Genomic DNA, 25,074 nt, shown 5'->3' with positions numbered 1-25,074 from the left:
AGACCCCTGGAGGGGGAACGCGATGAAGGGAGTTCTCGAGACGCAGGAGATGCACTCACCGGCGCTGGAGTCCAATCCGCTGGGAGATCCGGCGCGGCGTCAGCTGCGGGTGTACCTGCCCCCGGGCTACGTGGAGGGCGCGCGGCGCTACCCGGCGGTGTACTTCCTCAACGCGTTCTCCAACAGCGGCAAGTCGTGGACGAACTTCTCCGCGTTCTCGGTGAGCGTGCCCGAGCGGCTGGACGCGCTGGTGGCGGCGGGGACGATTCCTCCGGTGATCGGCGTGTTCCCGGACGGGTGGACGTCGATGGGCGGGAGCCAGTGGGTGAACAGCGACGCCATCGGCCGCTACCGGGACTTCCTGGCCAAGGACGTGGTGGGGTTCGTGGACCGCACGTACCGCACGGTGCCCAAGGCGGTGGCGCGCGCGGTGGTGGGGCACAGCTCGGGCGGCTACGGCGCGCTGGTGATGGGCCGCTACCATCCGGAGATCTTCTCGCACCTGAGCGCGCAGTCCCCGGACGCCTACTTCGAGTACTGCTACCTGCCGGATCTCCCCAAGGCGGCCTCGGCGCTGCTCAAGGCGGGGGGCGTAGAGGCCTGGTACCAGGACTTCACCCGGCGCGCCCGCGAGACCAAGGCGCGCGGCGATGACTTCACCGTCATCAACGTGCTGGCCATGGCGGCGGCGTACTCGCCGAAGAAGGGCGAGCCGCTCAACCTGGAGCTGCCCTTCGACTTGCAGACGGGCCGCATGCGGCTGGACGTATGGAACCGCTGGCTGGTGCATGATCCGGTGCGCTTCGTGCCCAAGTTCCTGGACGCCTTCCGCAAGCAGAAGACCGTCTTCATCGACTGCGGCTCGCGCGACGAGTTCAACCTGCGCTGGGGCGCGCGGATGGTGGCCGAGGACCTCAAGAACGGCGGCGTCGAGGCCGTGCACGAGGAGTTCGAGGACGGGCACACCGGGGTGAACTACCGCTTCGAGCGCTCGCTGTCGGTGATCGGTCAGCGGCTCGCGAGCGAGTAGTCACCCGAGCGCGTCTTCTCACCGCGTGAAACACGGATCGCGATGACGCGGGGCGTTGTCGCGGCCGTGTCACGTTGCCTCTAGCGCTCCAACGTTTGCCCGGGTACACGCTAGCCGTGTATTCGCGCGGGTGGGACACGTGCCCACCCGAGGCCTGGAGACGCCATGAGCATCGACCGTTACGGATTGTCCCGCGTGGTGGGGGAGAAGGGCGTGTTGCCCCAGCGGGCGCGCAAGCTCGAACCCTCGCTGCCCTGCCGGGAGGCCGAGCTCCTCATCGACGTGGAGAGCCTCAACATCGACGCGGCCTCCTTCAAGCAGATCAAGGACGACGTGGGCGCGGAGCCGGCGCGCATCGCCGCCCGCGTTCAGGAGATCGTCCGCGAGCGCGGTAAGATGCAGAACCCGGTGACGGGCTCGGGCGGCATGCTGATCGGCCGGGTGAAGGAGATTGGCCCCAAGCACCCGGCGCGCGGCGAGCTCCAGCCGGGAGACCGCATCGCCACGCTGGTGAGCCTCAGCCTGACGCCGCTCGTCATCGACGAGGTGAAGGCCGTGCACCCGTCCATCGACCGTGTGGACATCCGCGGCCACGCCATCCTCTTCGCCACGGGCCTCTACGCGAAGCTGCCCACGGACATGCCGGACATGCTGGCGCTGGCGGCGCTGGACGTGGCGGGCGCGCCGGCCCTCGTGGCCCGGTGGCTGCGTCCGGGCATGACGGTGGCGGTGCTCGGCTCGGGCAAGAGCGGCGCGCTGTGCCTCGCGCAGGCGCGGCGCAGCCTCAAGGGCCAGGGCCGGCTGCTGGCGCTCGACATCTCCGAGCAGGCGCTCGACACCCTGAAAGGTATCGGGCTGTGCGACGTGGGCCTGAAGGTGGATGCCACCCAGGCCGTGGACACCATGGACGCGGTGTCCCGGGCCACCGATGGCGCCATGTGTGATCTGGTGATCAACTGCGCCTCGGTGGGGAATACGGAGATGGCCTCCATCCTCAGCGCGAAGGACGGCGGCACGGTCATCCTCTTCTCCATGGCCACGAGCTTCACCGCGGCGGCGCTGGGCGCCGAGGGCGTGGGCAAGGATGTGACCATGGTGGTGGGCAGTGGCTACGTGCCCGGGCATGCGGACTTTACGCTCGAGCTGCTGCGCGCCGAGCCGGCCCTGCGCCGCCTCTTTGAAACGCGTTACGTATAGTAAGGTGCCACCATGCCAGGTCCGTTCATCGATGACGCGCAGATCGCTCGTGCGCGAAAGCTGGCGGAAGACATTACCGAGCCCATCTTCGAGCTCATCCGCCGCAACACCACCGTCTCCGTCGAGCGCACCGTGCTGCGTTTCTTCGGCATCTCCGACGCGGGAGCCGGAGGTGTGCCGCTCGCCAACCTGATGGTCGACCGGCTCAAGGCGGCCGGAGTCCTCAACAAGGGCGCGGCGTACTGGTACGGCCGTGCGCTGCAAATGGGCGCGCGCAGCCCCATGGAGGCCGTGGAGCGGCTGACTGCGCTGCCAGCGGAGAAGCTGGGGCCCCTCTCCCCGGAGATGGAGCAGAACCTCCGCGACGAGGTGCGCGCCGAGGCCCGCTCCGCCATGGACGACTTCAAGTCCCGCATCGCCCAGCGTGACGCGTTGCGCAAGGAGCTGGGCAGTGGCGCGGCGCCGCACAAGTACGTGATCGTCGCCACGGGTAACATCTACGACGACGTGGATCAGGCCCGGGCGGCGGCGCAGGCGGGCGCGGACATCATCGCCGTCATCCGCTCCACGGCGCAGTCGCTGCTGGACTACGTGCCCCACGGCGCCACCACCGAGGGCTACGGCGGCACGTACGCCACCCAGGAGAACTTCCGCATCATGCGCGAGGCCCTGGACGACGAGAGCCGCAAGCTCGGGCGCTACATCCAGCTGACGAACTACTCGTCGGGCCTGTGCATGGCGGAGATCGCCTTCGCCGCGGCCTACGAGCGGCTGGACATGCTGCTCAACGACGCGATGTACGGAATCCTGTTCCGTGACATCAACATGCGGCGCACCTTCATCGACCAGTACTTCAGCCGCCGCATCTGCGCCCAGGCCGGCATCATCATCAACACCGGCGAGGACAACTACATCACCACCGCGGACGCCTACGACGCGGCGCACACCGTCATCGCCAGCCAGTTCATCAACGAGACCTTCGCCAAGCGCGCGGGCCTGAAGGACTGGCAGCTGGGCCTGGGGCACTCGTACGAGATCGATCCGTACCGGGCGGACACGCTGTTGCTGGAGCTGTCGCAGGCGATGCTGGTGCGCCGGTGCTTCCCCAACGCGCCGCTGAAGTACATGCCGCCCACCAAGCACAAGGAGACGGACATCTTCTTCAGCCACGCGTACGACGTGATGGCGGACCTGGTGGCCATCTGGACGCGGCAGGGCATCCAGCTGCTGGGGATGATGACGGAGGCCATGCACACGCCGCTGCTGGCGGACCGGTACGTGGCGCTGAAGGCGGCCAGCTACATCCACCGGGCGGCGGCGGGCATCGACGAGGAGTTCACCGTGCGCGAGGACGGGAAGATCGCCAACCGGGCGCGCGAGGTGTTCGGCAGGGCGATGGAGCTGCTGGAGGAGTGCCAGAAGGACGGCATGGTGGCGGCCATCGGCCGGGGCCACTTCGGTGACGTGAAGCGCGCGGAGACGGGCGGCAAGGGGCTGGATGGCGTGCTGGAGAAGGCTCCGGACTACTTCAACCCGTTCCAGGAAATGCTGGAGGCGCCATGATGCTCGGCTCGTTGCTGGTGATGGTGCTCGCGGCCGGGGAGCCGGCGGCCGAGCTGACGAAGTACGAGGTGAAGACGCTCGCGCTGCAGGTGCCCTCCGAGTGGCAGCAGTCCGAGGCGGATGGCACCCAGCGTTTCGACGACCCGACCGGGGACGCGTACCTGCTGTTGGACGTGGGGGCGGTGCAGACGGCGGGGATGAAGCCCCAGAAGTGCCTGGAGAAGATCCTCGCGGCCATGGGGAGCGAGCAGGGCGGCTGGAAGCAGCTCAAGCTGGGGAAGGCTCCGGCGGCGCGCCGTGTGGACTCGGACACCACGCCGGACGGTGCGGAGTCGGTGCAGACGGTGACGTACGTGGGTTGTGACGGGAAGACCACCTGGTCGCTCGTCTTCCACATGGACGCGAAGAAGAAGGACCGCTTCGAGACGCTGGCGGAGAAGGTGGCCGGCAGTGTCGCGTACGCGAAGTCCTCGGCCAGGAAGGGGAAGTAACGGCCATGGCGACGAAGCCGACGAAACAGATCATCCGCCCCTACGGCGACCGGCGCGACGACGGCGTGGTGCAGCTGTCGTTCACGCTGCCGGTGCCGTTGTCGGAGAAGGCCAAGGAGGCCGCGGCGGTGTTCGCGCGGAAGATGGGGTTCAGCGACGTGAAGGTGGCCGCCGCCGAGCGTGCCGCCGACACGTACACCTTCTTCATCGTGTACGCGCGCACGCAGCACTCGCTGGACTACGCGGAGATCGACGTTCCCGAGGTGGTGGTGAAGAAGCTCGGGTACGATGACCTCAACGGGCTCATCAAGGAGAAGGTGGGGCGGCGCATCGTGGTGTTCGGCGCGTGCACGGGCACGGACACGCACACGGTGGGAATCGACGCCATCCTGAACATGAAGGGGTACGCGGGCGACTATGGCCTGGAGCGCTATCCCTGGTTCGAGGCCTTCAACCTGGGCAGCCAGGTGCCCAACGAGGAGCTCATCAAGAGGGCCATGGCGCGCAACGCGGACGCCATCCTCGTGTCGCAGGTGGTGACGCAGCGGGACGTGCACAAGGACAACTCGCGCCAGTTCATCGAGGCGGCGAAGGCGGCGGGCATCCACGGCAAGACGCTGTTGCTGTTGGGTGGGCCGCGCGTGGATCTCAAGCTGGCGCTGGAACTGGGCTTCGACGTGGGCTTCGGCCCGGGGACGAAGCCCTCGGACGTGGCCAACTACATCGTGCACCAGGTTCTCCAGAAGGAAGGCAAGGAGGACAAGAACGTGCACTGGGAGGGGGAGCCCAAGTGAGCAACGTGAAGGCTGTCATCCGGCTGCGCATGAGCAGCCACGACGCGCACTACGGTGGAAACCTGGTGGACGGGGCGCGGATGCTGGGGTTGTTCGGCGACGTGGCCACCGAGCTGTGCATCCGGATGGATGGAGACGAGGGCCTGTTCCGGGCCTACGACTCGGTGGAGTTCCTGGCGCCGGTGTACGCGGGGGACTTCATCGAGGCGGAGGGGGAGATCATCCAGACGGGCAACACGTCGAGGAAGATGCGCTTCGAGGCGCGGAAGGTGATCCGCCCGAGGCCGGACGTGAACGACTCGGCGGCGGACGTGTTGGCGGAGCCGGTGGTGGTGTGCCGGGCGAGCGGAACGTGCGTGGTGCCGAAGGACAAACAGCGAGGTCAGCGATGAACCCCATGGTCATTACGGCGGCGATGGTGGGGGCGGAGACGACGCGCGAGCAGACGCCCTACCTTCCGATCAGCGCGGAGGAGATCGCCGAGGACGCGGTGAAGTGCCGGGAGGCGGGAGCGGCGATGGTGCACCTGCACGTGCGCACGCCGGACGGCAAGCCCTCACAGGACACGGAGCTGTTCCGTGCGGCGATCCGGGCCATTCGCAAGCGGACGGACATCCTCATCCAGGTATCCACGGGAGGAGCGGTGGGGATGGGGGTGGACGAGCGGTGTGGCGGGCTTCGTCTGACGGGCGAGGATCGGCCGGACATGGCCACGCTGACGACGGGGACGGTGAACTTCGGGGACGAGGTGTTCTGGAACCCGAGGCCACTGGTGCGTGACATCGCGCGTCGCATCAAGGCCCTGGGGTTGAAGCCGGAGTTCGAGTGCTTCGACGTGGGGATGGTGGACGAGGCGAGGGCGCTGGCGAAGGAGGGGGTGGCGGATCTCCCGGGCCACTTCGACTTCGTGCTGGGGGTGCCTGGGGCGCTGACGGCGCGGGAGGACGCACTGGACTTCATGATCAAGTCCCTGCCGGAGGGGAGCACGTGGACGGTGGCGGGGGTGGGGAGGCACCAGTTGCCGTTCGTGGAGTTGGCGGCGGAGCGGGGCGGTAACGCGCGAGTAGGGCTCGAGGACAACATCTACGTGTCCAAGGGCGTACTGGCGAAGGGAAACTGGGAGCTGGTGGCGGAGGCGGTGAAGAGGGCGAAGGCGAAGGGCCGGACGCTGGCGACGCCGCAGGAAGCGCGCAAGCTGCTGCGCCTCGACGCCTGACTGTGCCCACAGGATTAGATACCTCGCCCACATCCCCTCTCCCCTCGGGAGAGGGACGGGGTGAGGGTGCCAGGTCCTCGGGTTGAACCCGTTCACCCCTCCGAAGCCGAGGGCCCCTGGAATCCCTTCGAGCGGAAGGTCAGAACCAGCGTGTCCCGGTGGCCCCGTTCACCCAGCGGCTGGATCGGGGTGCTCTCATGAATCACCCGTTCATCATCGAGCAGCAGAGCTGACCACGGCTCGGTCAAGGTGAACCGGATGCCATGGGGCCCAGAGGCCTCGAACACACGGGTCTCACCGCCCTTGATGCCCTCGCGGCCGACGAGGAGCACGGCGACGAAGTCGACACCATCCCGATGAGCGCCCTCGGGAGTGGGCCGGCCGATGCCATCGGTGGTGTCGATGCGGAACTGATGGGCCTCGACGAACCACGGCTGCGGCCCCTTCAAGGCGGAGCAGCACGCGGCGAGCCCACGAATCAACTGTGACCAGGCCGGCTGTTCGACCACGGCGGGAGTGATGGGCTCGAACCAGCGCTCCAGACCGCCGTGGAGGGCGTTGTACTCGACCGGCTGCCAGTGAGCGCGGTGTGGCACGGGTCTGACGGCCGCGCCCTCGACGACGAAGCACGAGTGCCGGCGGGAGCGGTAGCGGCCGCCGTCGCGCAGGTAGGCATCGGGCAGGAGTCCATCCCAGGTCGGACGCAGGGCATCGAGTGAGGCGGAGGGGGTACCCACCAGCTCGCACAGGCCGGAGCGGCTGAGGACGGCGTAGCCGCGCTCGCGCAGGACTGCGGTGACCTCGGAGGAGGGAGTGAGGGGAGGCGAGAAGCTCATGGACGGGCGCACCATGGCCGGGCGGAGCCCGCTTGGAAAGGGCTGTGTCGCCATCCGTCCTTGCGCGAGGCCCGGCTACGGATTATCCATGTCATATTACGACCGTAATCAACGGTCGCGAAGAGGGGAGCACATGACCACGAGCTACGTCATCGACGCGGTAAGGACCCCGAGAGGGCGCGGGAAGGCGGGCAAGGGAGCACTTTCCGGCCTCCACCCCCAGGAACTGCTGGCGCAGGTGCTGACCACGCTCCAGAAGCGCCAGGGCTTCGACGCGCGCGAGGTGGACGATGTGATGGCGGGGTGCGTCTCGCAGGTGGGCGAGCAGGGGGCGAACCTGGCCCGCAACGCGGTGTTGGCGGCGGGGTGGCCCAACGAGGTGCCGGGGGTGTCGCTCAACCGCTTCTGCGCGTCCGGGCTGCAGGCGGTGCACTTCGGCGCCATGGCGGTGGGCTCGGGGGCGATGGACCTGGTCATCGCCGGTGGAGCGGAGAGCATGTCGCGCGTCCCGATGGGCTCGGATGGCGGAGGCCAGGACGGCGGCAACACACACTTGCGCGAGCGCGTGTTCCAGGTGCCCCAGGGCATCAGCGCGGACCTCATCGCGACGCTCGAGGGGTTCTCGCGCGAGGAGTTGGATGCCCTGGCGCTCCGTTCGCAGAGGAACGCGGCGCGGGCCATCGAGGAGGGCCGGTTCGCGAAGTCGCTGTTCCCCGTGAAGGAGCCGCACACCGGTGCGGTGCTGCTCGCGCGTGACGAGTTCCCGCGCCCCGACACCACGGCCGAGGGGCTCGCCGCGCTCAAGCCCGCGTTCACCGCGCTGGGGGAGACGGCCGCCTGGCCGAAGGGGCAGACGCTGGATCAACTCGCGCTCGCGGCGTACCCGAAAGCGAAGACCATCCAGCACCTGCACACCGCTGGCAACTCGAGCGGCATCGTCGACGGAGCCGCCGGGGTGCTGCTCGCGTCGGAGCGGTACGTCCGGGAGCGGGGAATCAAACCGCGGGCCCGCATCCGCGCGATGACGACGCTCGGGAGCGAGCCGGTGCTGATGCTCACCGCGCCCGCGCCGGCGAGCCAGAAGGCGCTCCGCCTCGCGGGCATGAAGGCGAGCGACATCGACTTGTGGGAGATCAACGAGGCCTTCGCGGGAGTGGTGCTGCAGACGACGCGGGCGCTGGGAATCGACCCCGAGCGCGTGAACGTCAACGGAGGCTCCATCGCGCTCGGACACCCGCTCGGCGCGACGGGCGCGATGCTGCTCGGCACGGCGCTCGACGAGCTGGAGCGGACCGGCAAGCAGACCGCGCTCATCACGCTGTGCGTCAGTGGCGGTCAGGGCATCGCCACCGTGCTCGAGCGGCTCTGAGCCCACGGGCCGCCTCTCGTCCGGAGCCCGAGCGAGCCTTGACCCATGAGGGGGGAAACATTATCCCCATCATGAACAGGAGCGAGGTCGAGGCATGAGCCAGAAAGCGGAGCAGAAGCAAAAGTCCCACGAGGCCATCCTCGAGTCCGCCGCGACGTTGCTGAGGGAGCGGGGGATCCGAGGCAGCTCCGTCATGGACGTGATGAAGGGGGCGGGGCTCACGGTGGGGGGCTTCTACGGGCACTTCGAGTCCAAGGAGCACCTCTTCACCGAGACCATCCGGAGCACGGCGCGGGCGATGTGGAGCGCGATGCTCCAGCGGGCGATGAACGACTCCTCGCGCACGCCGATGATGAGCGTGCTCGACCGCTATCTGTCGCGGAAGCACCGGGACAACCCGGAGGTGGGTTGTCCCCTGCCGAGCATCGCCTCGGAGGTCGCGAGGGAAGGGGAGCCCTACCGTGGGGCGCTGGAGGGGGAGCTCAACGGGTTCATCCAGGATTTGAGCGGCCTGGTGGGACAGGGGGAGAAGGCCCGGGAGAAGGCGCTCGCGTTGCTGGCCCTCATGTACGGGGCGCTGACGTTGTCGCGAGCCGTGCGCGGCACGCGCCTCAGTGACGAGCTCCTCGAGGCGGCCAGGAAGTTCGGCGCACAGGCCCTGGAGGGAAGCACCGCTCCGCCCGAGAGCCGGTGACGGCGGGAGTCCTCCCCAGGGCCGCATTGCTGTCCATCGCAGCACGTCCTGAAGGAAGGATTCCATGTCACACCGTCGAGTCGTCATCACCGGGACGGGGCTCATCACGCCCCTGGGGACCGGTACCGAGAAGAACTGGCAGGCGATGCTCGCTGGCAGGTCCGGCATCGCGCCCATCACCCGCTTCGACACGGGAAAGATCGACACCCGCATCGCGGGAGAGGTGAAGGACTTCCAGCCGGAGGAGTTCATCGACAAGCGCGAAGTGCGCCGGATGGACCTGTTCGCGCAGTACGCGCTCGCCGCGGCCGAGATGGCCATGCGGGAGAGCGGGCTGCCGGTCGGCCTGGACAAGCCTCACGGCTACGACCCCGAGCGGGTGGGTGTCATCGTCGGCTCGGGTATTGGCGGCATCAACTCCCTGGAGGAGCAGCACCGCAAGGGACTGGAGAAGGGATTCGATCGGGTGTCTCCCTTCTTCATCATCCAGATGATCATCAACATGGCGCCGGGCCTCATCTCCATCCGCTACGGATGCAAGGGGCCCAACTGGTCGCCGGTGTCCGCCTGCGCCACGAGCGCGCACGCCATCGGCGAGGCGTGGAAGTCCATCCGCCTGGGTGAGACGGACGCGGCCATCGCCGGAGGCTCCGAGGCGGGCATCACGCCGCTGGCCATGGGCGGCTTCTCGGTGATGAAGGCGATGTCCACCCGGAACGAGGATCCCGCGGGGGCCAGCCGCCCCTTCGACAAGGACCGCGACGGCTTCGTGCTGGGCGAGGGCGCGGGAGTCGTGGTGCTCGAGGAGCTGGAGCACGCGAAGAAGCGAGGCGCCCGCATCCTGGCGGAGCTGGTGGGCTACGGGGCCAACTCGGATGCGTACCACGTGACGGCCCCGGCCCCGGAAGGAGAGGGCGCGGCGCGCTGCATGCGCCTGGCGCTGGAGTCGGCGAGGATGAACCCCGAGGACGTGGGCTACATCAACGCGCACGGCACCTCGACGCCCCTCAATGACGTCAACGAGACGAAGGCCATCAAGACGGTGTTCGGGGCCCACGCGCGCGCGCTGGCGGTGTCCTCCACCAAGTCCATGACGGGCCACATGCTGGGCGCGGCCGGTGGTGCCGAGGCGGTGGTGAGCGTGCTGACGTTGCTGCGCCGGGTCATTCCTCCGACCATCAACCAATCCACGCCGGACCCGGAGTGTGACCTGGACTACGTGCCCAACCAGGCGCGCGAGCAGCGGGTGGACGTGGTGATGAGCAACTCGTTCGGTTTCGGCGGCACGAACACGGTGTTGCTCTTCAAGCGCTTCGCATAGCGGCCCGAGGGTGTCTGGACGCGACCCCCTCCCTCTCTGCTAGAGGGCAGCTCCATGGATACGGATCTTCGAGGCAAGGGAGTCCTCGTCACGGGCGGGGCGGGCGGCATCGGGAGCGCGGTGGTGCGGGCCTTCGCGGAGGAGGGGGCGAAGGTGGCGGTGCACTACCACCGGAGCGAGGACAAGGCGCGGGCGCTCGCCAGTGAGCTGGGCGGCACGGCGGTGCGGGCGGACCTGACGTCCGAGGCGGACGTGGACGCGATGGTGCCCGCGGCGGTGAAGGAGCTGGGCCGGCTGGACGTGCTGGTGGCGAACGCGGGCGTGTGGCCGCCGCCGGATGAGGGCGTGTGGCAGATGTCGCTGGAGCGGTGGCGCCGGACGCTGGCGGAGAACCTGGACAGCGTCTTCCTGAGCTGCCGCGCCTTCCTGCGCCACGTGGAGAAGACGGGGACGGGCAACATCATCATCATCGCCTCGACGGCGGGGCTGTTCGGGGAGGCAGGGCACTCGGACTACGCGGCGGCGAAGGGCGCGCTGGCGAGCGGGTTCCTCAAGAGCCTGAAGAACGAGATCACCCGCATCGCGCCGCTGGGCCGGGTGAACACGGTGTGCCCGGGGTGGACGGCGGTGGATCGCCACAAGGACAAGCTGGAGAACCCGGCGTTCATCAACCGGGTGACGCGCACCATGCCGCTGCGCAAGGTGGGCCGTCCCGAGGACGTGGCGCGCGTGGTGGTGACGCTGGCCTCCGACCGCATCTCCGGCCACGTGACGGGCGAGGTCGTCACCGTGGCCGGCGGCATGGAAGGCCGCGTCCTGCACGAAGCCTGAGGGAGCACGCCTACCGGCCCGTCGGGCGGCACCGTCTTTCGTGTGCGTGGACGCGGAACGGTTCCCAGACTTGTCATATGGCTGGAATGGAGAGGGGTTGGGCCCGACTTCCATGCCGCCATGCGTCGGCAGGGTGGGCCCCCCTCTCTCCGCGCCCTGGTGAGAACCGCTTGAGGGCATGGCCTCCCGCTCGCGCGCTTTTCCGCACCGTTACGTCGCCGGGCAAGGTGCTACTTTGTCCGCCACGGTGACGCGCTGCCCGTCCGTCCGTTGCTGCGGTGGACGATGCACGCGGGCGGGCGTGTGTCCGGGAGCAGGGGCTCCCTGCGAGGGGGTGCCCCATGCTCCTCCTCGGAGGGGAACTCTTGTCACCGTTCAGGCGCAATTCAATCTTCATGAACGGGAGCGGCCATGTCGGCAATCCCCCATGAACAGCTCGCTCCACTGGTGTTTCGTGCCTCACCCGGGGATTGCCCATCGGACAAGGAGGGAATGAAATGCAAGAAATGACACCGCATGAGGTGAGGGCCAACCTGAGCCTGTCACTCACCGCCCGCCAGCAGGAACTCATCTACCAGGCAGGATATCCTCGGGCCTACAGTGACTCCCTCGGTAGATTCTACGAGGAGTTCGGGCAGATGGCCGGTGATCCGATCTTCGGGAGTGATGGGTTCAATGCCTTCCTGGACTTCGTCGGAGCGGTCAAGCCCATTTCCTCTCCCACGTCGGACGCAGTGAGTGCGTTGACGCGGGCCATGTACTTCGAGATCAGCAACCTCAAACTCAAGGAAGAGAGCATTGAGGCCATCGCGGACTGCTTGACGAACCGGGTCATTGCGAAGATGGCGGGTGATTACATGTCCGTGGGCAATGGATTGAACGGACTGAACCCGAGTATGAAGCTGACGTACTTCCACAGGATCATGAAGAACCCCATTGCGGATTGCTACTGGCAGTCGGAGGCCAGGCGAGGTCTCATGAAGGCCTATACCACCGCATATGTCATGATGCTCAACGAGTGGGGAGAGTATCCTTTCTCCAATCGGACACCCGAGCAGTACCACCGGTTTTCATCTCTTCCGAAGGGCTATCTGTTCTTCAACGAGACGCCTAGGGCGGGCAGGCTGAAGATAGGGTCGTTCTACTTCAGAAAGAATTTCTGAAGAGAGCTCAGGCGGAGGAGCGTCGTGGTCCTGGCCTCTTGCATCCTCCAGCGAGCTGCTCGACGGAGGTGCAGGAGGCGGTCACCTGCCTGCTTGTCCGGTGCGAGGCCCGATTACTGCAATTCGATACTCAATCGACCATTGATGGTGGCCTCGCACGAAACCGTCGCATTTGCGGTGCAGATGTCAATCCTATTCCATCCTGTGCCCTTGAATGCATCGCCCGTATCGACGACTCGGAAATCGTTGGCCTTGGCCTCACTGCGAATAGGGGTGCTTTGGTTTGCCTTGATCCATCCCAGCGTGATTCTGGGTGCGGCCGTCAGCACACGATGTTGACTGCCTTCGACGTGAGTACCTTCCATGATGTGGAACCCTCCGCACATCTCCCAGTTTTCAATGTGGAGGTCAGTCGGAGACCTGTGCACGCCCCGCAGAGCTGGTGCTTGGATTCGCGAGCACCGTCGCTATGGGTTGCACGGAGGAATGCGCGGGCTTCTCTGGATCCCAACGAAGGCGATGCCACCCACCGGCGCTCTAGGAGCTTGTCGGAGTATCCCACCGTAGAGGGTGGAGTAGAGGGGTGACGCCCCAGGTGGTCCTTCAGAGGGGAGGCGAGTTCTGGTTGAAGGTGGAGGGTGAGCACCACCTCGACGAAGAAGCCAGAGCAGGCCGCCCTGTTGGACGTAGTCGCCAGCGAGAAGCCGGAGCGGGAGGAGCAAGCGAAGAGCTCTGCCCGCTACGCCTCGCCGAGGCCATTCCGGGAGTGGACGCCGGAGCAGGGGCAGTTGCTGCCGCAGTACGCGAGGGAGGTGCTGGGAGAGGGGCACCTGGCGTGCTTCTTCGTTGAGGTGCGCAAGGCGCTGGACTTCAGCCCCATACTGAAGGCGTACACCCAGGAGCGAGGCCAGCCGCCCTATCACCCGGTGATGATGACGCTGCTGCTCATGTACGCGTACGCGCGGGGCATTACGAGCAGCCGGGAGATTGAGAGGCGGTGCGAGACGGACATCGCCTTCCGTTACCTGACGGGAGGAGAGCGGCCCGACCACGACACGGTGTGCACCTTCCGGGTGAGGCACCTGGAAGCCTTCCGAGCGCTCTTCGTGGACACGCTGAGGCTGGCGCGCAGCTCGGGGCTCAAGAAGCTGGGGCACCTGGCGGTGGACGGCTCGAAATGGAAGGCCAACGCCAGCAAGCACAAGGCGATGAGCTACGGACGGATGGAGGAGGCCATGAAGAAGCTGGACGAGCAGATTGACAGGCTGCTGCAAGAGGCTGAGGCGCTGGATGCCGAGGAGGACAAGCGCTACGGCAAGGGGCAGCGCGGGGATGAGCTGCCCGAGGAGATGAAGGACCCCAACAAGCGCGCCGAGCGGCTGCGGCAGGCCGCGCGCCAGTTGGAGGCGGAGAAGAAGCTGGAGCTTGCGGTGGAGAAGGAGAAGAGGCGGGAGAAGATTGGCAAGGCCAAGGAGGACTTGGAGAAGGAGGCCAGGGAGAAGGCCGAGGCCAGGGGAGACGACCCCGAGAAGGCCAGGCCCTCCGAGAAGGCGCAGCGCAATTTCACCGACCCGGACTCGAGAATCATGCCCCGGGCAGGTGCTTTCCAGCAGTCCTACAACGCGCAGGTGGCGGCGGACGCGGACACACAACTGATAGTGGCCCAGGAAGTGGGGCAGAGCACCAGTGATGCACGCCAGCTCGCGCCGATGGTGGAGCAGGTGGAAGCCAACACGGGACTGCTGCCCGTGGAGCTGAGTGCGGACACGGGCTACCTGAGCCAGCAGGATGTAGAGAAGGTGGAGGACAAGGGCGTGGAGTGCTTTGTGGCCACCGGGCGCAGCAAGCATGGAGAGGAAGCTCCGCCAGCTCCTCGCGGACGCCCGCCGGCGGGGCTGAGCTTCAAGGAGCGCATGAAGCGCAAGATTTTGACGAAGCGGGGACGCAAGGCGTACGCGCGGCGCAAGGTGACAGCCGAGCCTGTCATTGGGCAGGTGAAGAACACAGTCCTGCCACGCTTCTCGCTGAGGGGCCTCACCAAGGTGCAAGGGGAATTCTCGCTGGCGTGYGCCGTCCACAACCTGAAGAAGTTGTGGAAGCTGGGGTGGGAACTGCCCAGCCTGGCCGCGCAGGCGGCGTAGCGGAGCAGGTCGCCGCACGGCGGTCGCGGCTCCACGGCCTCTGCACCTGGGGCGCCATATGGCGCCCGCTACGCGTTACCGTACCTCTGGCCGATTCGCCGACAAGCTCCTAGAGGAGGAATGGTGGTCCGCCAGTCATTTTCACGACTGTTAATCACTAGGTCCGTGGTTCGAGTCCACGTCGGGGAGCTGAAAGAGGGCGTCAGACGCAAGTCTGGCGCCCTTTTTCTTTTGCCCTCCCCTGCTCGTGGGCACAACACGGACAACCTTCGAGACCGCCCTGGAGCACTACAACCCGGCGGACTTGCCCCAAACCCATCTACTTCGACGCGCCGCTCGCGGCTGGATTCCTCGCCTGGTCGCGCGACATGGACAAGAACAGCTCCACCTGAGTGAAGAAGCAGCAGGGATATCTCGTGTGGTGGGCCGACCAGCTCAAGGGCCGAGACCTGCGGAAGGCCACGCTCCTCGATGAGATCCTCCCCACCCTGGAGGGGACGGAGGCCCGAGGGCATCGGATCGCGATCCTCAAGCGCGTCTACTCCTGGTTGCGCAAGGTGAAGCACGTCCTCTCGGTGGCCGAGGACCCGACCTTCGGGCGGCTCACCGTGCCCCGGCCAGGCCCGAGCAGTGGAAGCGGACCAAGGACATTCCCCGGGAGCACTACCTCCTGGCTCGAAGCACCTTGCACCGCACTGGCGCGACGGGATGGACGTGCAGGCAGGCACCGACTGGCACGTCTCGGAGCTGGTGCGATTCGCCAAGATGGGCAGCATGGAACCATACCGGGGCAGGCTCACGAGCGCGGGATGATGACGCCCAGCGTGCCTGCGTTGCGCCGTATGTGCGAGACCCTGGGCATTTCGTCGGATGTGCTCCTGTCCCTGGGTGCCCAAGCCCACGAGGGTGATAGCACCAGCCCCTCCGCCCGGGGCCGGTGAGAACCCGGAACTGAAGTAGGGCTGGGGGAGATTCATTCCCCCGGCCAGTAGAGCCCACCACTGGGTGCTCAGCTCAAAACGGGGCCATGCGCGTCATCATCGGCAGGGCATCACGCCAGGAGCTCGATCCCGACCAGGACTCCATCCTGGTCGAAGTCGAGCACCACATCGGGGCCCGTGTAGGAACCCATGAGTTCGGCCAGCCTGATCGACTTCGACATCTCGCAAGTCTCACCGGGATGACTCGGGAGGCGCAAATAGGCCACGTCCTGATCGTCTTGGGAGACTCGCAGCTCGAAGCGCCCGAGCTTCTTCTTGGAATCCGTCTGCCCCATTACGGCCTCCACTGCAAAACGGTCTTCAGCTTCAATACACCATCCCTGAGCTGATAGACGACCGCACCACCTCGGCCAAAGCCAGGAACGATGACGCGGTCCGCGTGGGCCGTGTCCCGAATGGTTCCGGGCGGAAGCCCCGACTTCTCGATCTGTCGGCCGAACTCCTGCAAGGCCGCGCGAGCATCCTGCACGCTTGAGAAACCAGCCCGCTCAACCGCACGTTCCGCCGCGTGCGGCATGTTGCTGTTGACCACCTTGTCAACGTGGATATCCGACGCGCCTTCTGCCAACTCGCCCGTGACATGACCGTTGCCTTGGCCATCTCCGGCCGACATCGCGACCGCGTTGGGGGCGAGGGTGATGGTGACGGCCTCGGAACTCACGGCAACCGTCTCCACCTCCCCCACTGCCGCGAGGCGCATACCCACCTGAGTCTCCGCCTGCGCCGCCGCCTGCACCGCACCGGGCAGCGTCGGCACCTTCGCCACCAACCCCGTCGCCGTATTGCCGAGAGCCACCGTGGCCAGCATGGCGAACGCACGCGCCGCGTTGCGGCCCATCACCTTGCCGTACCGCTCCCCGGCCTCACGCAGCTCGTTGAACGTGATGGCCCGATCCGCCTCGTCCATCAGCCGCTTGAAGCCCACGACGAGGCCCCAGAAGGTGTCGATGCCCACGTAGGAGATGAGGGTGGCGGTCATCACCGCCGCGAGGCCCTTCGAGACCGTCACGTCGGGAATGGAGATGAGGACCATGTATGTGGTCCAGGTCCAGAGAACCGCCGCCACCATGGCGTGTGGATCGGCCATGTCCTTGAACGCAGCCAGCATCTCGTCCAGCACGGCTCCCTTGGCGAGGGCCAGGGCTAGAGCAAAACGACCGTCCCCGTTGACGATATGGCTCTCCGTCAGCAGGCGGAGACAGTCTCCGGGCCTGCCGGTGCGCTCGCACCAGCGCAGATAGTCGCGCGTCAACTCCACCTCCGCCGCCGGTGGTGCCCCCTCCAGATGTTCGTCCGACCCGAGCGGAGTGACGCGGCGGCTGCGTGTCTCGTACGTGTACGAACCACTCCGCGCCTCGACCTCGAACAACTTCCGGGCGGCCTCCTGGGGCCGAGTGGAGGGCCGAATCTCCCAGGCACGCTTCGCCACAGCCTCCTTGAACTCGTCGCCGTTCAACCTCACCGGCTCGGCACCGGAGCGTGGGGTGAAAACGAGAGTGTCGGCCTGGCCCGTGTCCAGGCGCACGACCCGAGAAGCGGTAGCACACCCGGCGAGGAGCACCAGCAGCGCCGCCGTCCAGCCCAGCTTCATGGGAAATCCCCCTGGCGATGACCACCCCCTGATGGGTAGCTATTCCAAACGGGTACCCTATTGGTCTGACAGCTCCCGGTGTCCGATGCTCTCGGCGGCGTCATTCGAGGGGTACATCAAGAAAGAGCGCCCGTGCTTCGGCGTAAGAACCTTGGCGGTTGTCCCCGCTGACTTCCTGGTGTGGTGGGTTCATTCCCCCAGCCAGTAGAGACCTCGCCGGGTCCGCATCACCTGCTCCAGGAACTCATAGAAGGAACTGGCGACCTGCTTGCAGTAGGCCGGGTCCGGCCACGCTTCATGGTCGCCGTCGAAGAGGGGGTAGCGACCATTCGCCTGGCGACTCACGTCCACCAGTACGTAGTTGCCGTCCTGCACGTCACAGATGGCGTACACCGAGGCCGGACCCCATTTATCGTCATCCTCGCCGTAGATGGCCACCCGGGCCCGGACGATCTCAGACAAGGGAAGCATCTGGTATGGCGAGTTCGGCAACCGCTTGATCAGCTCCGCCCCATTGCAGTGCATGTAAAAGACCCGGAGGTCAGGGTCCAGCTTCCAGCCTACTCGCTGCTCGAACGCTTCGATCTCCTCGGGCGTGGCGGGCGGATAGGGGAAGTGGTCGCGGGAAACTTCTTCCAGCAGGCGGCTCATAGGCGTGGCCATCATCAGATGTCTGAGTAGAAAAGGTCGGGTCCCACCGTATTCCAGGGCACTTGCCCAGCACAGCCGTGCGAGTCTTCAAGCCGATCGACGTTCCGAGTTTCTCCACTGATTCGGCGTCACCCCTTCCCAACCCCGGAAGGCTCGTGTGAATGAGTTCAACTCCTCGAAGCCCAGCAGGAAGGCCACCTCTCCTGCATCCAGCTCCGTGTTCGCGAGCAGCCGGCACGCGGACTCCCGGCGGACCTCGTCGAGCAGCGCTTGATAGGTCGTCCCAGATTCCTTGAGCCGGCGCTGGAACGTGCGCGGACTCATGTGGAGCTCGTCGGCGAGCTTCTCCACGGAGGGGCGCTCTCCGCTCATCTTCCGGCGGAGCGCGGTCCGCACGTCATCGGCGAGCGTGCGATGGGGCGAGCTTTCACTCAACGCGGCTTCGAGCCCGGGCAGGAGCACCGCGAGCAGATCCGCGTTGTGCGTCACGAACCGCTCGTCCAGCGCGCGTTCGTCCAGGACGAGCAGATCCACGGGAGCGTCGAACACGACCTCGCAGCCGAAGTGGCGGGTGAGCATGTCCGCGTCGGCTCGACGCCGTGCCAGTTCGAGCCGTCTCGGAACGAGCGGCCTCCCCATTCCCCGGCGGGCCAGCCCGAGCGTGGAAGCGAACGTCGCGTCGAGGAGGCGCACCGGCAACGCCCCCTCGGCGAGCACCCAGTGGAACCTCACCCGTGCCTCACCGTCCGCGCGCTCGATCGTGAGATCCTTCGGACAGGTGAGGCGTTTGTACCGGGCGAGCTTCTCCAGGGCCTCACCGAGGTTCCTGGCATGAAGCGCCGCCATCGACGCGACGTCGTACTGGTGCGGCAGCGTCTCGGAACCCACGCGCAGGCCCACGTCCCGCCCACTGCCGGTTTCCAGCGCTCGCCAGAGCGCCAGGAACTCGCGCGTCGTGAGATATGCCTTCGCTTCCTTGAATCGTGAGCGCAACAGACCGGCTTGTCGCAGCACGCGCTCGACATCCACGCCGAGCACGGCGAAGCGCTCGAGCAGCACACCTGGAACGGGAACGAGATCGGCGGGCAATTCAGTTCCTCTTCTCGACCATCATCCTGGCAATGGGAGTCTCGGCGAAGTCCCCCATGCCATCGTAGTCCGTCGACATGCCGAGCGGCTTCCACCGGGCGTCTTCTTCCGCTCGCGCCCGGGCAGCGGCCCCCGCGAGGAACACCGCGTCCGAGCCGAGCAGGAGCCGGAGCGGAGGCTGGGGTTCCGAGGCGATCTGGAGGATGGCCCGCGCCGCCTTCAGGGGGTCACCCCGCACGACCCCCGCGTTCTCGCGGAGGTTCTGCATCGCACCGACGGTTGCCTTGTAATCGTCCTGGACCGGATCGATGCGCATCGACGCACCCGCCCAGTCGGTGCGCATGCCGCCGGGTTCGACGATCGTCACTCGAATGCCGAGCGGTCCCACTTCTTTCGCCAGGACCTCGGAGAAGCCCTCCACGGCCCATTTCGAGGACTGGTAGGCCGAGAGCCCCGGGCTTCCCAGGCGCCCTCCAATGGACGAGATCTGGATGATGTGTCCGTCGCGCTGCGCCCGGAGCACGGGGAGCGCGGCGCGCGTGACGTTCACCACGCCGAAGAAGTTCGTCTCGACCTGCGCGCGGAAGTCCTCCTCCGCCACATCCTCGATGGAGCAGATGTTCGCGTAGCCCGCGTTGTTGACCACGACATCCAGCCGGCCAAAGGCAGAAGTCGCGGCGGCGACGGCCCGGCGCGCGGCGGCGGAATCGGTCACGTCGAGCGCGACCGCGCGCACCTGATCGCCATGGTTCGCGACGAGTTCCCGGAGGTCCTCGGCCTTGCGTGACGTGGCCACCAGGCGGTGGCCGGCAGCGAGCACCGCCTTGGCGAGATCGCGGCCGAGACCGCGTGAGCTTCCAGTGATGAGCCAGACTTTCGACATGCGCATGCTCCTTCGTGGCGCCGGGGATTCGGCCAGACGCAGAGTCACGAAGATGGCTGGAGCACGCTAATCCGATCGCGCCAAAGCATCATCGGATCGCGCCATGGGCTCCAAGGCTCAGCGAGCGAGCAAGCGACAGTCAGGACTGGGAACGCACGGGCGCCCAGATGGCGCTGTGGGCCTCGGGCGCGTCTGGTGACACTTCCGCCGTGTAGAAGTAGGCCGCGACCGCCGCCCGGCCCCGTCCCTCGGGGCACTCCAGGGGGGATGGGTGGCCATGCCAGTAGTCATCGCCGTGCGCCATCACGACCAACCGGTCCAGGAGCGGAGCGATTTTCGTCTCGCACCGGGAGAGGTCTGCATTCCACAGCTCGAGGTCGCCGCCCCAGGCGGGCTCCCAGCCAGGGTTCAGGTAGTAGAGGACGGTGAGCCGCCGCGAGAGCGCACGGAAGCGATCTCGATTGAAGTCCGCGTGCAACGCCAGATGGCCTCCCCGCAGCGTCAGGTGCAGCCCGGCGCCTCGGAAGTGCGGATCCGCGATGAGCCCCTGAACGCCGGTGAGCGTCTCCAGGAAGTCGAGGAACGACATGCTCGAGAATTCCGAGAGCAGATGCCGGAGCGCTCCGGGCACCCCTTCGAACGCCTTGCGCTGGAGTTGTCCCAGGCGCGCCGCCTGTTCCTGGTGATCTCGCCGCTTCCAGCTGGCTTCGGATGCGCCCGGGAAGACCTCCGCCAGTCCGGACGCGAGCCGCTCTCCCAGGAAGCCATCGATGACCACGTGCGGATAGGGCCGTGCGGCGCCGTAGTTGTCACGGTGGGCCAACGCGAGCGAGCGGAGCGCCGTCCGGGAGAGGAAGAAGCTCGGGCCCAGCAAGGGGCCTTCTTCGATGGTTGCGACGCTCACACCAGACCTCCCCGCCTGAGTTGCTGTCCCTCGATGATGCCTTTGCTCGAGGCGGCCGAACACCCGCGCGGAGGGTAGCATCCCCCCCTACATCCCCCTGGCCTGCCCTGGCTGGCTCCGATGAAGCGTGAGCTAGGATGCGGCGCGTGGCACTGATCGAAGCCCAGCAGCTCTCCCGCTCCTTCCGGATCTCCAACAAAGCGCCCGGTTTCACCGGGGCGGTCCGTCACCTCCTGCGTCCTCGGTACACCGAGCACACCGCGGTGGACCGGCTCGACCTGCGCGTCGAGGCTGGCGAGAGCGTCGCGTATGTCGGCCCCAACGGGGCGGGCAAGTCCACCACGCTCAAGATGCTCACCGGCATCCTCGCGCCCACCAGCGGCCAGGTCCGCGTGCGCGGGGTGGATCCCCACCGCGAGCGCGCCGCCAATGCGCGCAGCATCGGTGTCGTGTTCGGCCAGCGCTCCCATCTCTGGTGGGACCTGCCCATCCAGGAGTCCCTCCGGGTGCTCGGCGACATCTACGAGGTGCCTCGCGAGCAATTCACCCGCAACCTGGACGAGCTCGTCGCGCTGCTGGAGCTCGGAGACCTGCTCGCCCGGTCCGCCCGGCAGCTCTCCCTGGGGCAACGCATGCGCTGCGAGCTCGCCGCCGCGCTGCTCCACGGCCCGGAGCTGCTCTACCTGGACGAGCCCACCCTCGGCCTCGACGTGGCGGTGAAGGAGCGCGTGCGCGGCTTCATCCGCCACATCAACCGCGAGCGCGGCGTCACCGTCATGCTCACCTCCCATGACCTGGGGGACATCGAGGACCTCTGTGAGCGCATGGTGATGATCGACAGCGGCCGCATCCTCTTCGACGGGCCGCTGCGCACCATGAAGGAACGCTTCGGCCGCACGTGCGCCATCCACCTCGCCCTGCGCGGGCAGCCTCCCGATGCGCTCGCCCTGGCGCGGCAGGCCCTGCCCGAGCTGGCCGCCAGTTGCAGCACCCAGCCCGAGCAACACCAGCTCGTGGTCCAGTTCGACATGGCCCAGGCTCCCGTCGGCTCGGTGGTGGGCCGGCTGCTCGCCGCGCTCCCCGTCCAGGATCTCCGCGTCCAGGAGCCCAGCATCGACTCCATCCTGCGCGACCTCTACGAGAACCGGCTCCAGGAGCCCCCACGATGAGCGGCTCCACCGCCACCGCGGCACTCCGGCAGGCCCCTCGCTCCAAGTACCTCGCGCTGATGTTCATCGGCGCCCAACGCACGCTCGCCTACCCCCGCACCGTGCTGCTCAGCCTGCTGAGCAACACCGTGTGGCTGGCCGTCTCCTACCATCTCTGGAGCGCCGTCTTCGACGGCACCTCGCAGGTGGGCGGCCTCGACTGGGCGCGCATGCGGACCTACCTGGTGCTCGCCCAGTCCGCCAACCTGCTCATCAACGCGTCCTCCTCCGTCCACCGGATGCTGCAGCTCATCCGCACCGGGGACATCGCCATCGAGCTGCTCCGCCCCTACGACGTCCTCACCTCCCAGCTCGCCTTCTCCGCGGGCGCCGCCCTCGTCGAGGGGACCCTCGGTGTCCTCGTGGCCGCGGGACTCGGGCTCACCCTGCTCGACGTGCTCCCCGCCGCCTCCGCCTCCGCCGCCGCGTTCTTCGCCGTGAGCCTCCTGCTCGGCTTCCTCGTGCGCTTCATGGTGAGCCTCATCACCTCGCTGCTCTGCCTCTGGACCAAGAACTGGCTGGGCCTGCACTGGATGCAGGCCGCCCTGATGAGCATCTTCTCTGGAGCGCTCGTCCCGCTGGACCTCTACCCCTCCTGGCTCCGCTCCCTCTCCCTGGCCCTCCCCTTCCAGGGCATCATCCACACGCCCATCTCCATCTACCTGGGTGAGCTCCAGGGAAGCGCGCTCCTCCAGGCCCTGGCGCTCCAGGCCTTCTGGGTGCTGGTGCTCTGGGGAGTGGCGCGCTCGCTGTGGAACCCGGGCCGCCGCGCCCTGGACATCCAGGGAGGCTGAACATGCTCACGAGGCTCGCGCGCTGGGTGTGGATCTACCTCCGGCTCCAACTGCTGCACCTGCGCGTGCAGCTCGAGTACGAGGCCGACTTCTGGCTCGGCATCGCCGCGATGGCGCTGCGCCACGCCACCGGCTTCGTCTTCCTCTGGACCGTGTTCCTCCACGTGCCCCAGGTCCAGGGGTGGAGCCAGTGGGAGATGATCTTCCTCTACTCACTCGCCGTCATCCCCATCGGGCTGGTGGAGCTCTTCTACGATGGCCCCTGGGAGCTGGCGGCGCTCGTCAACCTGGGAGAGTTGGACGGGCTGCTCGTGCGGCCGTTGCCCGCGGCGCTCCAGGTCATCTGCCACGCCTCGAGCCTCCACGGGCTGGGCAGCGTGGTGCTGGGCCTCGTGTTGCTGGCGCGGTCGGTGTCGGAGCTGAACCTCGCCCTCGCCCCCTGGCAGTACGTCTTCCTGGCCGCCAGCGTGCTCGGCGCCACGCTGCTCATCGGCTCGCTCAACTTCATGGCCCAGTGCGTGGTCTTCTGGGAGCCGGACACCTCCATGCAGGTGCCCGTGCTGGTGCAGGAGATGTCGACGATCGCCCGCTACCCCGTCACGCTCTACGGCCGGCTGCTGCAGTGGATCACCACCTGGGTGTTGCCATTCGCCTTCGTCAGCTACTACCCGGGCACCCTGCTGCTGAACAAGCCAGGGGCCAACCCGTGGATGGGCTATGGCGCGCCCCTGGTGGGAATCGCCATCACCTGTCTGGCGGGGCTGCTCTGGACGCAATGCCTCAAGCGCTACCAGGGCGTGGGCAGCTGAGCCGGGGGTGGGCTCCTCCCCGCCCCAGTGTCCGGTGCTAGACTCCCAGGCCATGCTGGCCCCCCTCCCGACCCAGGCCCCCGCGCCCCACGGCGAGCCCTCCCTCGCACTGCCCCGCTCCTTCTGGAAGGACTTCTCCCAGCGCCACTGGAACCGGGAGCCCGGCGTCTTCAAGCGCCCCTTCACCCAGCACTTCTTCACCGGCCAGGAGATCTACGAGGCACTCCTGGAGGCGGCCGGGCGCGTGCGCCGGGGCGAGTACACCACCCCCCTGCGCTTCTTCATCGAGCACGAGAACGGGCCCGGCGGGCTGCCGCACTACGGGATGGAGCTCTTCCCCTCCCCCTTCCTGCCCACGCGCGAGGACGGAGACCTCCCCAGCTATCTGGCGCGCCTGGACACGCTGTTGGAGGGCAAGCGCTTCGGCCTCGTGCTGAACCGCGCCCAGGGCTTCCACTGGAGGCACTGGCTGCAAGCGACGAGCTTCCTGTCCGGCCTCTACGCGTCCGCCGGTGTGCCCCTGGGCAGCAACGACTCGAGCATCTTCCTGGGCAACTACCGCTACACGCCCTTCGGCATCCACAAGGACAACTCGCACGTCTTCAACTTCGTCGTCGAGGGCCGGAAGACCTACAGCCTCTGGCCCTACGAGGCGCTCTCCGGCCGCGAGGAGGTTCCCAAGGGCGTCTCCCTCGTCGACAAGCCCTGCTCCATCCTCCTGCGCGACAAACAAGAGGAGGCGGAGCTGCTGTCGCGCGCGTCCTTCATCGAGGCCTCCGCGGGCGACGTCACCTACTGGCCCGTCTCCCATTGGCACCGCGCCGAGCCCACCGAGGGCATGTCCCTCAGCATCTCGCTCGGGGTGAGCTTCGGCCCTCCGCACTTCACCGCCGACGCGGCCCCGCATGAGTGGCCCGGCCAGTTGCGCCACAACGAGCTGCCCGGCAAGCGCTCCTGGCAGGTGCCCGCCAGCATCCGCTCCGCCCTGCGTCAGCGCGGCCAGCGCAAGGCCCTCCTCTCCGCCGAGCGCGAGAGCACCGCCGACTGGGTCCGCCTCATCACCTGCGGCGCCCTCAATGGCGCCCCGCCCGAGGCCCAGGAGCCCCCGCTCGCTCCCGAGGAGTGGATCCGCGCCCACCCCGAGCGCCCCATCGTCTGCGTTCCCCTTCCCGGCAAGCAGCTCCTGGTCTCCGCCATCGGCCGCTCCTCCACCCTCCCCGGCTCCCCCCTCCTGCGCCGCCGCCTCGAGCGCCTCGTCTCCTCCCTCAACCTGGGCAAGCCCCTGAGCGTCTCCGCCCTCGAGCACGCCTTCTTCTCCCGCCTCCCYTCCCGCTCCTTCTCCCGCGCTTCCTTCCGCTCCCTGCTCGATGACCTCGTGCGCTGGCGCGCCGTCCAGCGCTGCCCCGCTCCCGGCAAGAAGCCGCGCTGAACCTCCCCGCCCACTCCTTCCCCCTCCCAGAGAACCCGAACATGCTGGCTCCCCTCCCCCCTCCAGCCC

25 protein-coding genes are annotated in these 25,074 nt (G+C 67.4%); 17 read left to right on the top strand and 8 right to left on the bottom strand.

What is annotated here, in order from left to right; all coding sequences use genetic code 11:
* The first annotated feature begins 22 nt into the window (after positions 1-22).
* From BO221_RS28715 to BO221_RS28685, 7 genes are all read left to right on the top strand, one after another.
* Positions 23-1,030 carry an esterase family protein gene (locus BO221_RS28715; RefSeq protein WP_073563792.1) on the top strand — a complete coding sequence of 336 codons (1,008 nt, stop codon included), beginning with the start codon at positions 23-25 and terminating at the stop codon, positions 1,028-1,030.
* Between the two features lie 165 nt (positions 1,031-1,195).
* Positions 1,196-2,227: an L-erythro-3,5-diaminohexanoate dehydrogenase gene (locus BO221_RS28710; protein ID WP_073563791.1), complete on the top strand. Its 1,032-nt coding sequence runs from the start codon at positions 1,196-1,198 to the stop codon at positions 2,225-2,227.
* A gap of 12 nt (positions 2,228-2,239) precedes the next feature.
* Positions 2,240-3,790, top strand: a complete 1,551-nt coding sequence (locus BO221_RS28705) for a lysine 5,6-aminomutase subunit alpha (RefSeq protein WP_073563789.1) — start codon at positions 2,240-2,242, stop codon at positions 3,788-3,790.
* Positions 3,787-4,281, top strand: a complete 495-nt coding sequence (locus BO221_RS28700; RefSeq protein WP_073563787.1) for a hypothetical protein — start codon at positions 3,787-3,789, stop codon at positions 4,279-4,281. The genes BO221_RS28705 and BO221_RS28700 overlap by 4 nt, the downstream gene beginning before the upstream one ends.
* 5 nt (positions 4,282-4,286) lie before the next feature.
* Positions 4,287-5,075, top strand: a complete 789-nt coding sequence (locus BO221_RS28695; RefSeq protein WP_073563785.1) for an OAM dimerization domain-containing protein — start codon at positions 4,287-4,289, stop codon at positions 5,073-5,075.
* Positions 5,076-5,104: 29 nt separating this feature from the next.
* Positions 5,105-5,467, top strand: a complete 363-nt coding sequence (locus tag BO221_RS28690; protein ID WP_198956210.1) for a hotdog fold domain-containing protein — start codon at positions 5,105-5,107, stop codon at positions 5,465-5,467.
* Between the two features lie 5 nt (positions 5,468-5,472).
* Complete coding sequence (locus tag BO221_RS28685) at positions 5,473-6,291, top strand: 3-keto-5-aminohexanoate cleavage protein (RefSeq protein ID WP_198956211.1); 819 nt, start codon at positions 5,473-5,475, stop codon at positions 6,289-6,291.
* A 92-nt stretch (positions 6,292-6,383) separates the two neighbouring features.
* Here the strand turns inward: BO221_RS28685 and BO221_RS28680 are convergent, their stop codons facing one another.
* On the bottom strand, positions 6,384-7,127 hold the full coding sequence (locus BO221_RS28680; RefSeq protein WP_073564367.1) for a 2OG-Fe dioxygenase family protein: 744 nt from the start codon (positions 7,125-7,127) through the stop codon (positions 6,384-6,386).
* Between the two features lie 133 nt (positions 7,128-7,260).
* On the opposite strand from BO221_RS28680, the gene BO221_RS28675 reads away from it, so the two are divergent.
* The 5 genes from BO221_RS28675 (at position 7,261) to BO221_RS28655 (ending at position 12,505) form a co-directional block, all read left to right on the top strand.
* Positions 7,261-8,496, top strand: coding sequence for an acetyl-CoA C-acetyltransferase (locus BO221_RS28675; protein WP_073563781.1), 1,236 nt, complete (start codon positions 7,261-7,263; stop codon positions 8,494-8,496).
* Positions 8,497-8,590: 94 nt separating this feature from the next.
* Positions 8,591-9,190 carry a TetR/AcrR family transcriptional regulator gene (locus BO221_RS28670; protein WP_073563780.1) on the top strand — a complete coding sequence of 200 codons (600 nt, stop codon included), beginning with the start codon at positions 8,591-8,593 and terminating at the stop codon, positions 9,188-9,190.
* 64 nt (positions 9,191-9,254) lie between these two features.
* Positions 9,255-10,511 (top strand): beta-ketoacyl-ACP synthase II, encoded by a 1,257-nt coding sequence (fabF, locus tag BO221_RS28665; RefSeq protein WP_073563779.1) that lies wholly within the window; start codon positions 9,255-9,257, stop codon positions 10,509-10,511.
* Positions 10,512-10,565: 54 nt separating this feature from the next.
* Positions 10,566-11,342, top strand: coding sequence for an SDR family NAD(P)-dependent oxidoreductase (locus tag BO221_RS28660; protein WP_073563777.1), 777 nt, complete (start codon positions 10,566-10,568; stop codon positions 11,340-11,342).
* A gap of 497 nt (positions 11,343-11,839) precedes the next feature.
* Positions 11,840-12,505 (top strand): hypothetical protein, encoded by a 666-nt coding sequence (locus BO221_RS28655; protein ID WP_073563775.1) that lies wholly within the window; start codon positions 11,840-11,842, stop codon positions 12,503-12,505.
* 113 nt (positions 12,506-12,618) lie between these two features.
* Here the strand turns inward: BO221_RS28655 and BO221_RS54060 are convergent, their stop codons facing one another.
* On the bottom strand, positions 12,619-12,870 hold the full coding sequence (locus tag BO221_RS54060; protein ID WP_143195743.1) for a hypothetical protein: 252 nt from the start codon (positions 12,868-12,870) through the stop codon (positions 12,619-12,621).
* Positions 12,871-13,143: 273 nt separating this feature from the next.
* On the opposite strand from BO221_RS54060, the gene BO221_RS28650 reads away from it, so the two are divergent.
* Complete coding sequence (locus BO221_RS28650) at positions 13,144-14,646, top strand: IS1182 family transposase (RefSeq protein ID WP_083681114.1); 1,503 nt, start codon at positions 13,144-13,146, stop codon at positions 14,644-14,646.
* 1,051 nt (positions 14,647-15,697) lie between these two features.
* Here the strand turns inward: BO221_RS28650 and BO221_RS28645 are convergent.
* From BO221_RS28645 to BO221_RS28620, 6 genes are all read right to left on the bottom strand, one after another.
* Positions 15,698-15,922 (bottom strand): DUF2283 domain-containing protein, encoded by a 225-nt coding sequence (locus BO221_RS28645; protein WP_073563774.1) that lies wholly within the window; start codon positions 15,920-15,922, stop codon positions 15,698-15,700.
* Positions 15,922-17,238, bottom strand: a complete 1,317-nt coding sequence (locus BO221_RS28640; RefSeq protein WP_233166296.1) for a hypothetical protein — start codon at positions 17,236-17,238, stop codon at positions 15,922-15,924. Before BO221_RS28640 ends, BO221_RS28645 begins: the two co-directional genes overlap by 1 nt.
* A gap of 189 nt (positions 17,239-17,427) precedes the next feature.
* Positions 17,428-17,901, bottom strand: a complete 474-nt coding sequence (locus BO221_RS28635; RefSeq protein ID WP_073564366.1) for an SMI1/KNR4 family protein — start codon at positions 17,899-17,901, stop codon at positions 17,428-17,430.
* A gap of 75 nt (positions 17,902-17,976) precedes the next feature.
* Positions 17,977-18,978 carry an AraC family transcriptional regulator gene (locus tag BO221_RS28630; RefSeq protein ID WP_073563772.1) on the bottom strand — a complete coding sequence of 334 codons (1,002 nt, stop codon included), beginning with the start codon at positions 18,976-18,978 and terminating at the stop codon, positions 17,977-17,979.
* Between the two features lies 1 nt (position 18,979).
* Positions 18,980-19,861 carry an oxidoreductase gene (locus BO221_RS28625; protein ID WP_073563770.1) on the bottom strand — a complete coding sequence of 294 codons (882 nt, stop codon included), beginning with the start codon at positions 19,859-19,861 and terminating at the stop codon, positions 18,980-18,982.
* A gap of 139 nt (positions 19,862-20,000) precedes the next feature.
* Positions 20,001-20,765, bottom strand: a complete 765-nt coding sequence (locus BO221_RS28620; protein ID WP_073563768.1) for a 2OG-Fe(II) oxygenase — start codon at positions 20,763-20,765, stop codon at positions 20,001-20,003.
* A 146-nt stretch (positions 20,766-20,911) separates the two neighbouring features.
* On the opposite strand from BO221_RS28620, the gene BO221_RS28615 reads away from it, so the two are divergent.
* From BO221_RS28615 to BO221_RS57415, 4 genes are read left to right on the top strand one after another with little or no spacing between them, the layout of a single operon-like run.
* Positions 20,912-21,934, top strand: a complete 1,023-nt coding sequence (locus BO221_RS28615; RefSeq protein WP_073564365.1) for an ATP-binding cassette domain-containing protein — start codon at positions 20,912-20,914, stop codon at positions 21,932-21,934.
* A complete protein-coding gene (locus tag BO221_RS28610; RefSeq protein ID WP_073563766.1) occupies positions 21,931-22,767 on the top strand; it encodes an ABC-2 family transporter protein in 837 nt (278 codons plus the stop codon). The genes BO221_RS28615 and BO221_RS28610 overlap by 4 nt, the downstream gene beginning before the upstream one ends.
* A 2-nt stretch (positions 22,768-22,769) precedes the next feature.
* Positions 22,770-23,576: an ABC transporter permease gene (locus tag BO221_RS28605; RefSeq protein ID WP_073563764.1), complete on the top strand. Its 807-nt coding sequence runs from the start codon at positions 22,770-22,772 to the stop codon at positions 23,574-23,576.
* A 52-nt stretch (positions 23,577-23,628) separates the two neighbouring features.
* Positions 23,629-25,005, top strand: coding sequence for a cupin-like domain-containing protein (locus BO221_RS57415; protein ID WP_073563762.1), 1,377 nt, complete (start codon positions 23,629-23,631; stop codon positions 25,003-25,005).
* The last annotated feature ends 69 nt before the right edge of the window (positions 25,006-25,074 follow it).

Origin of the sequence: Archangium sp. Cb G35 (assembly GCF_001896145.1) — a bacterium.
In the GTDB taxonomy this organism is placed as follows: Bacteria; Myxococcota; Myxococcia; order Myxococcales; family Myxococcaceae; genus Archangium; species Archangium violaceum.
The sequence above is the reverse complement of the archived record's forward strand: the minus strand, read 5'-3'. Positions and strand labels throughout refer to the sequence as shown.

Excerpts from the sequence above, each read along its gene's own strand:
- BO221_RS28715 (WP_073563792.1), top strand. The coding sequence starts at position 23 with ATGAAGGGAGTTCTCGAGACGCAGGAGATGCACTCACCGGCGCTGGAG.
- BO221_RS28710 (WP_073563791.1), top strand. The coding sequence starts at position 1,196 with ATGAGCATCGACCGTTACGGATTGTCCCGCGTGGTGGGGGAGAAGGGC.
- BO221_RS28705 (WP_073563789.1), top strand. The coding sequence starts at position 2,240 with ATGCCAGGTCCGTTCATCGATGACGCGCAGATCGCTCGTGCGCGAAAG.
- BO221_RS28700 (WP_073563787.1), top strand. The coding sequence starts at position 3,787 with ATGATGCTCGGCTCGTTGCTGGTGATGGTGCTCGCGGCCGGGGAGCCG.
- BO221_RS28695 (WP_073563785.1), top strand. The coding sequence starts at position 4,287 with ATGGCGACGAAGCCGACGAAACAGATCATCCGCCCCTACGGCGACCGG.
- BO221_RS28690 (WP_198956210.1), top strand. The coding sequence starts at position 5,105 with ATGAGCAGCCACGACGCGCACTACGGTGGAAACCTGGTGGACGGGGCG.
- BO221_RS28685 (WP_198956211.1), top strand. The coding sequence starts at position 5,473 with ATGGTCATTACGGCGGCGATGGTGGGGGCGGAGACGACGCGCGAGCAG.
- BO221_RS28680 (WP_073564367.1), bottom strand. The coding sequence starts at position 7,127 with ATGAGCTTCTCGCCTCCCCTCACTCCCTCCTCCGAGGTCACCGCAGTC.
- BO221_RS28675 (WP_073563781.1), top strand. The coding sequence starts at position 7,261 with ATGACCACGAGCTACGTCATCGACGCGGTAAGGACCCCGAGAGGGCGC.
- BO221_RS28670 (WP_073563780.1), top strand. The coding sequence starts at position 8,591 with ATGAGCCAGAAAGCGGAGCAGAAGCAAAAGTCCCACGAGGCCATCCTC.
- fabF (WP_073563779.1), top strand. The coding sequence starts at position 9,255 with ATGTCACACCGTCGAGTCGTCATCACCGGGACGGGGCTCATCACGCCC.
- BO221_RS28660 (WP_073563777.1), top strand. The coding sequence starts at position 10,566 with ATGGATACGGATCTTCGAGGCAAGGGAGTCCTCGTCACGGGCGGGGCG.
- BO221_RS28655 (WP_073563775.1), top strand. The coding sequence starts at position 11,840 with ATGCAAGAAATGACACCGCATGAGGTGAGGGCCAACCTGAGCCTGTCA.
- BO221_RS54060 (WP_143195743.1), bottom strand. The coding sequence starts at position 12,870 with ATGGAAGGTACTCACGTCGAAGGCAGTCAACATCGTGTGCTGACGGCC.
- BO221_RS28645 (WP_073563774.1), bottom strand. The coding sequence starts at position 15,922 with ATGGGGCAGACGGATTCCAAGAAGAAGCTCGGGCGCTTCGAGCTGCGA.
- BO221_RS28640 (WP_233166296.1), bottom strand. The coding sequence starts at position 17,238 with ATGAAGCTGGGCTGGACGGCGGCGCTGCTGGTGCTCCTCGCCGGGTGT.
- BO221_RS28635 (WP_073564366.1), bottom strand. The coding sequence starts at position 17,901 with ATGGCCACGCCTATGAGCCGCCTGCTGGAAGAAGTTTCCCGCGACCAC.
- BO221_RS28625 (WP_073563770.1), bottom strand. The coding sequence starts at position 19,861 with ATGTCGAAAGTCTGGCTCATCACTGGAAGCTCACGCGGTCTCGGCCGC.
- BO221_RS28610 (WP_073563766.1), top strand. The coding sequence starts at position 21,931 with ATGAGCGGCTCCACCGCCACCGCGGCACTCCGGCAGGCCCCTCGCTCC.
- BO221_RS28605 (WP_073563764.1), top strand. The coding sequence starts at position 22,770 with ATGCTCACGAGGCTCGCGCGCTGGGTGTGGATCTACCTCCGGCTCCAA.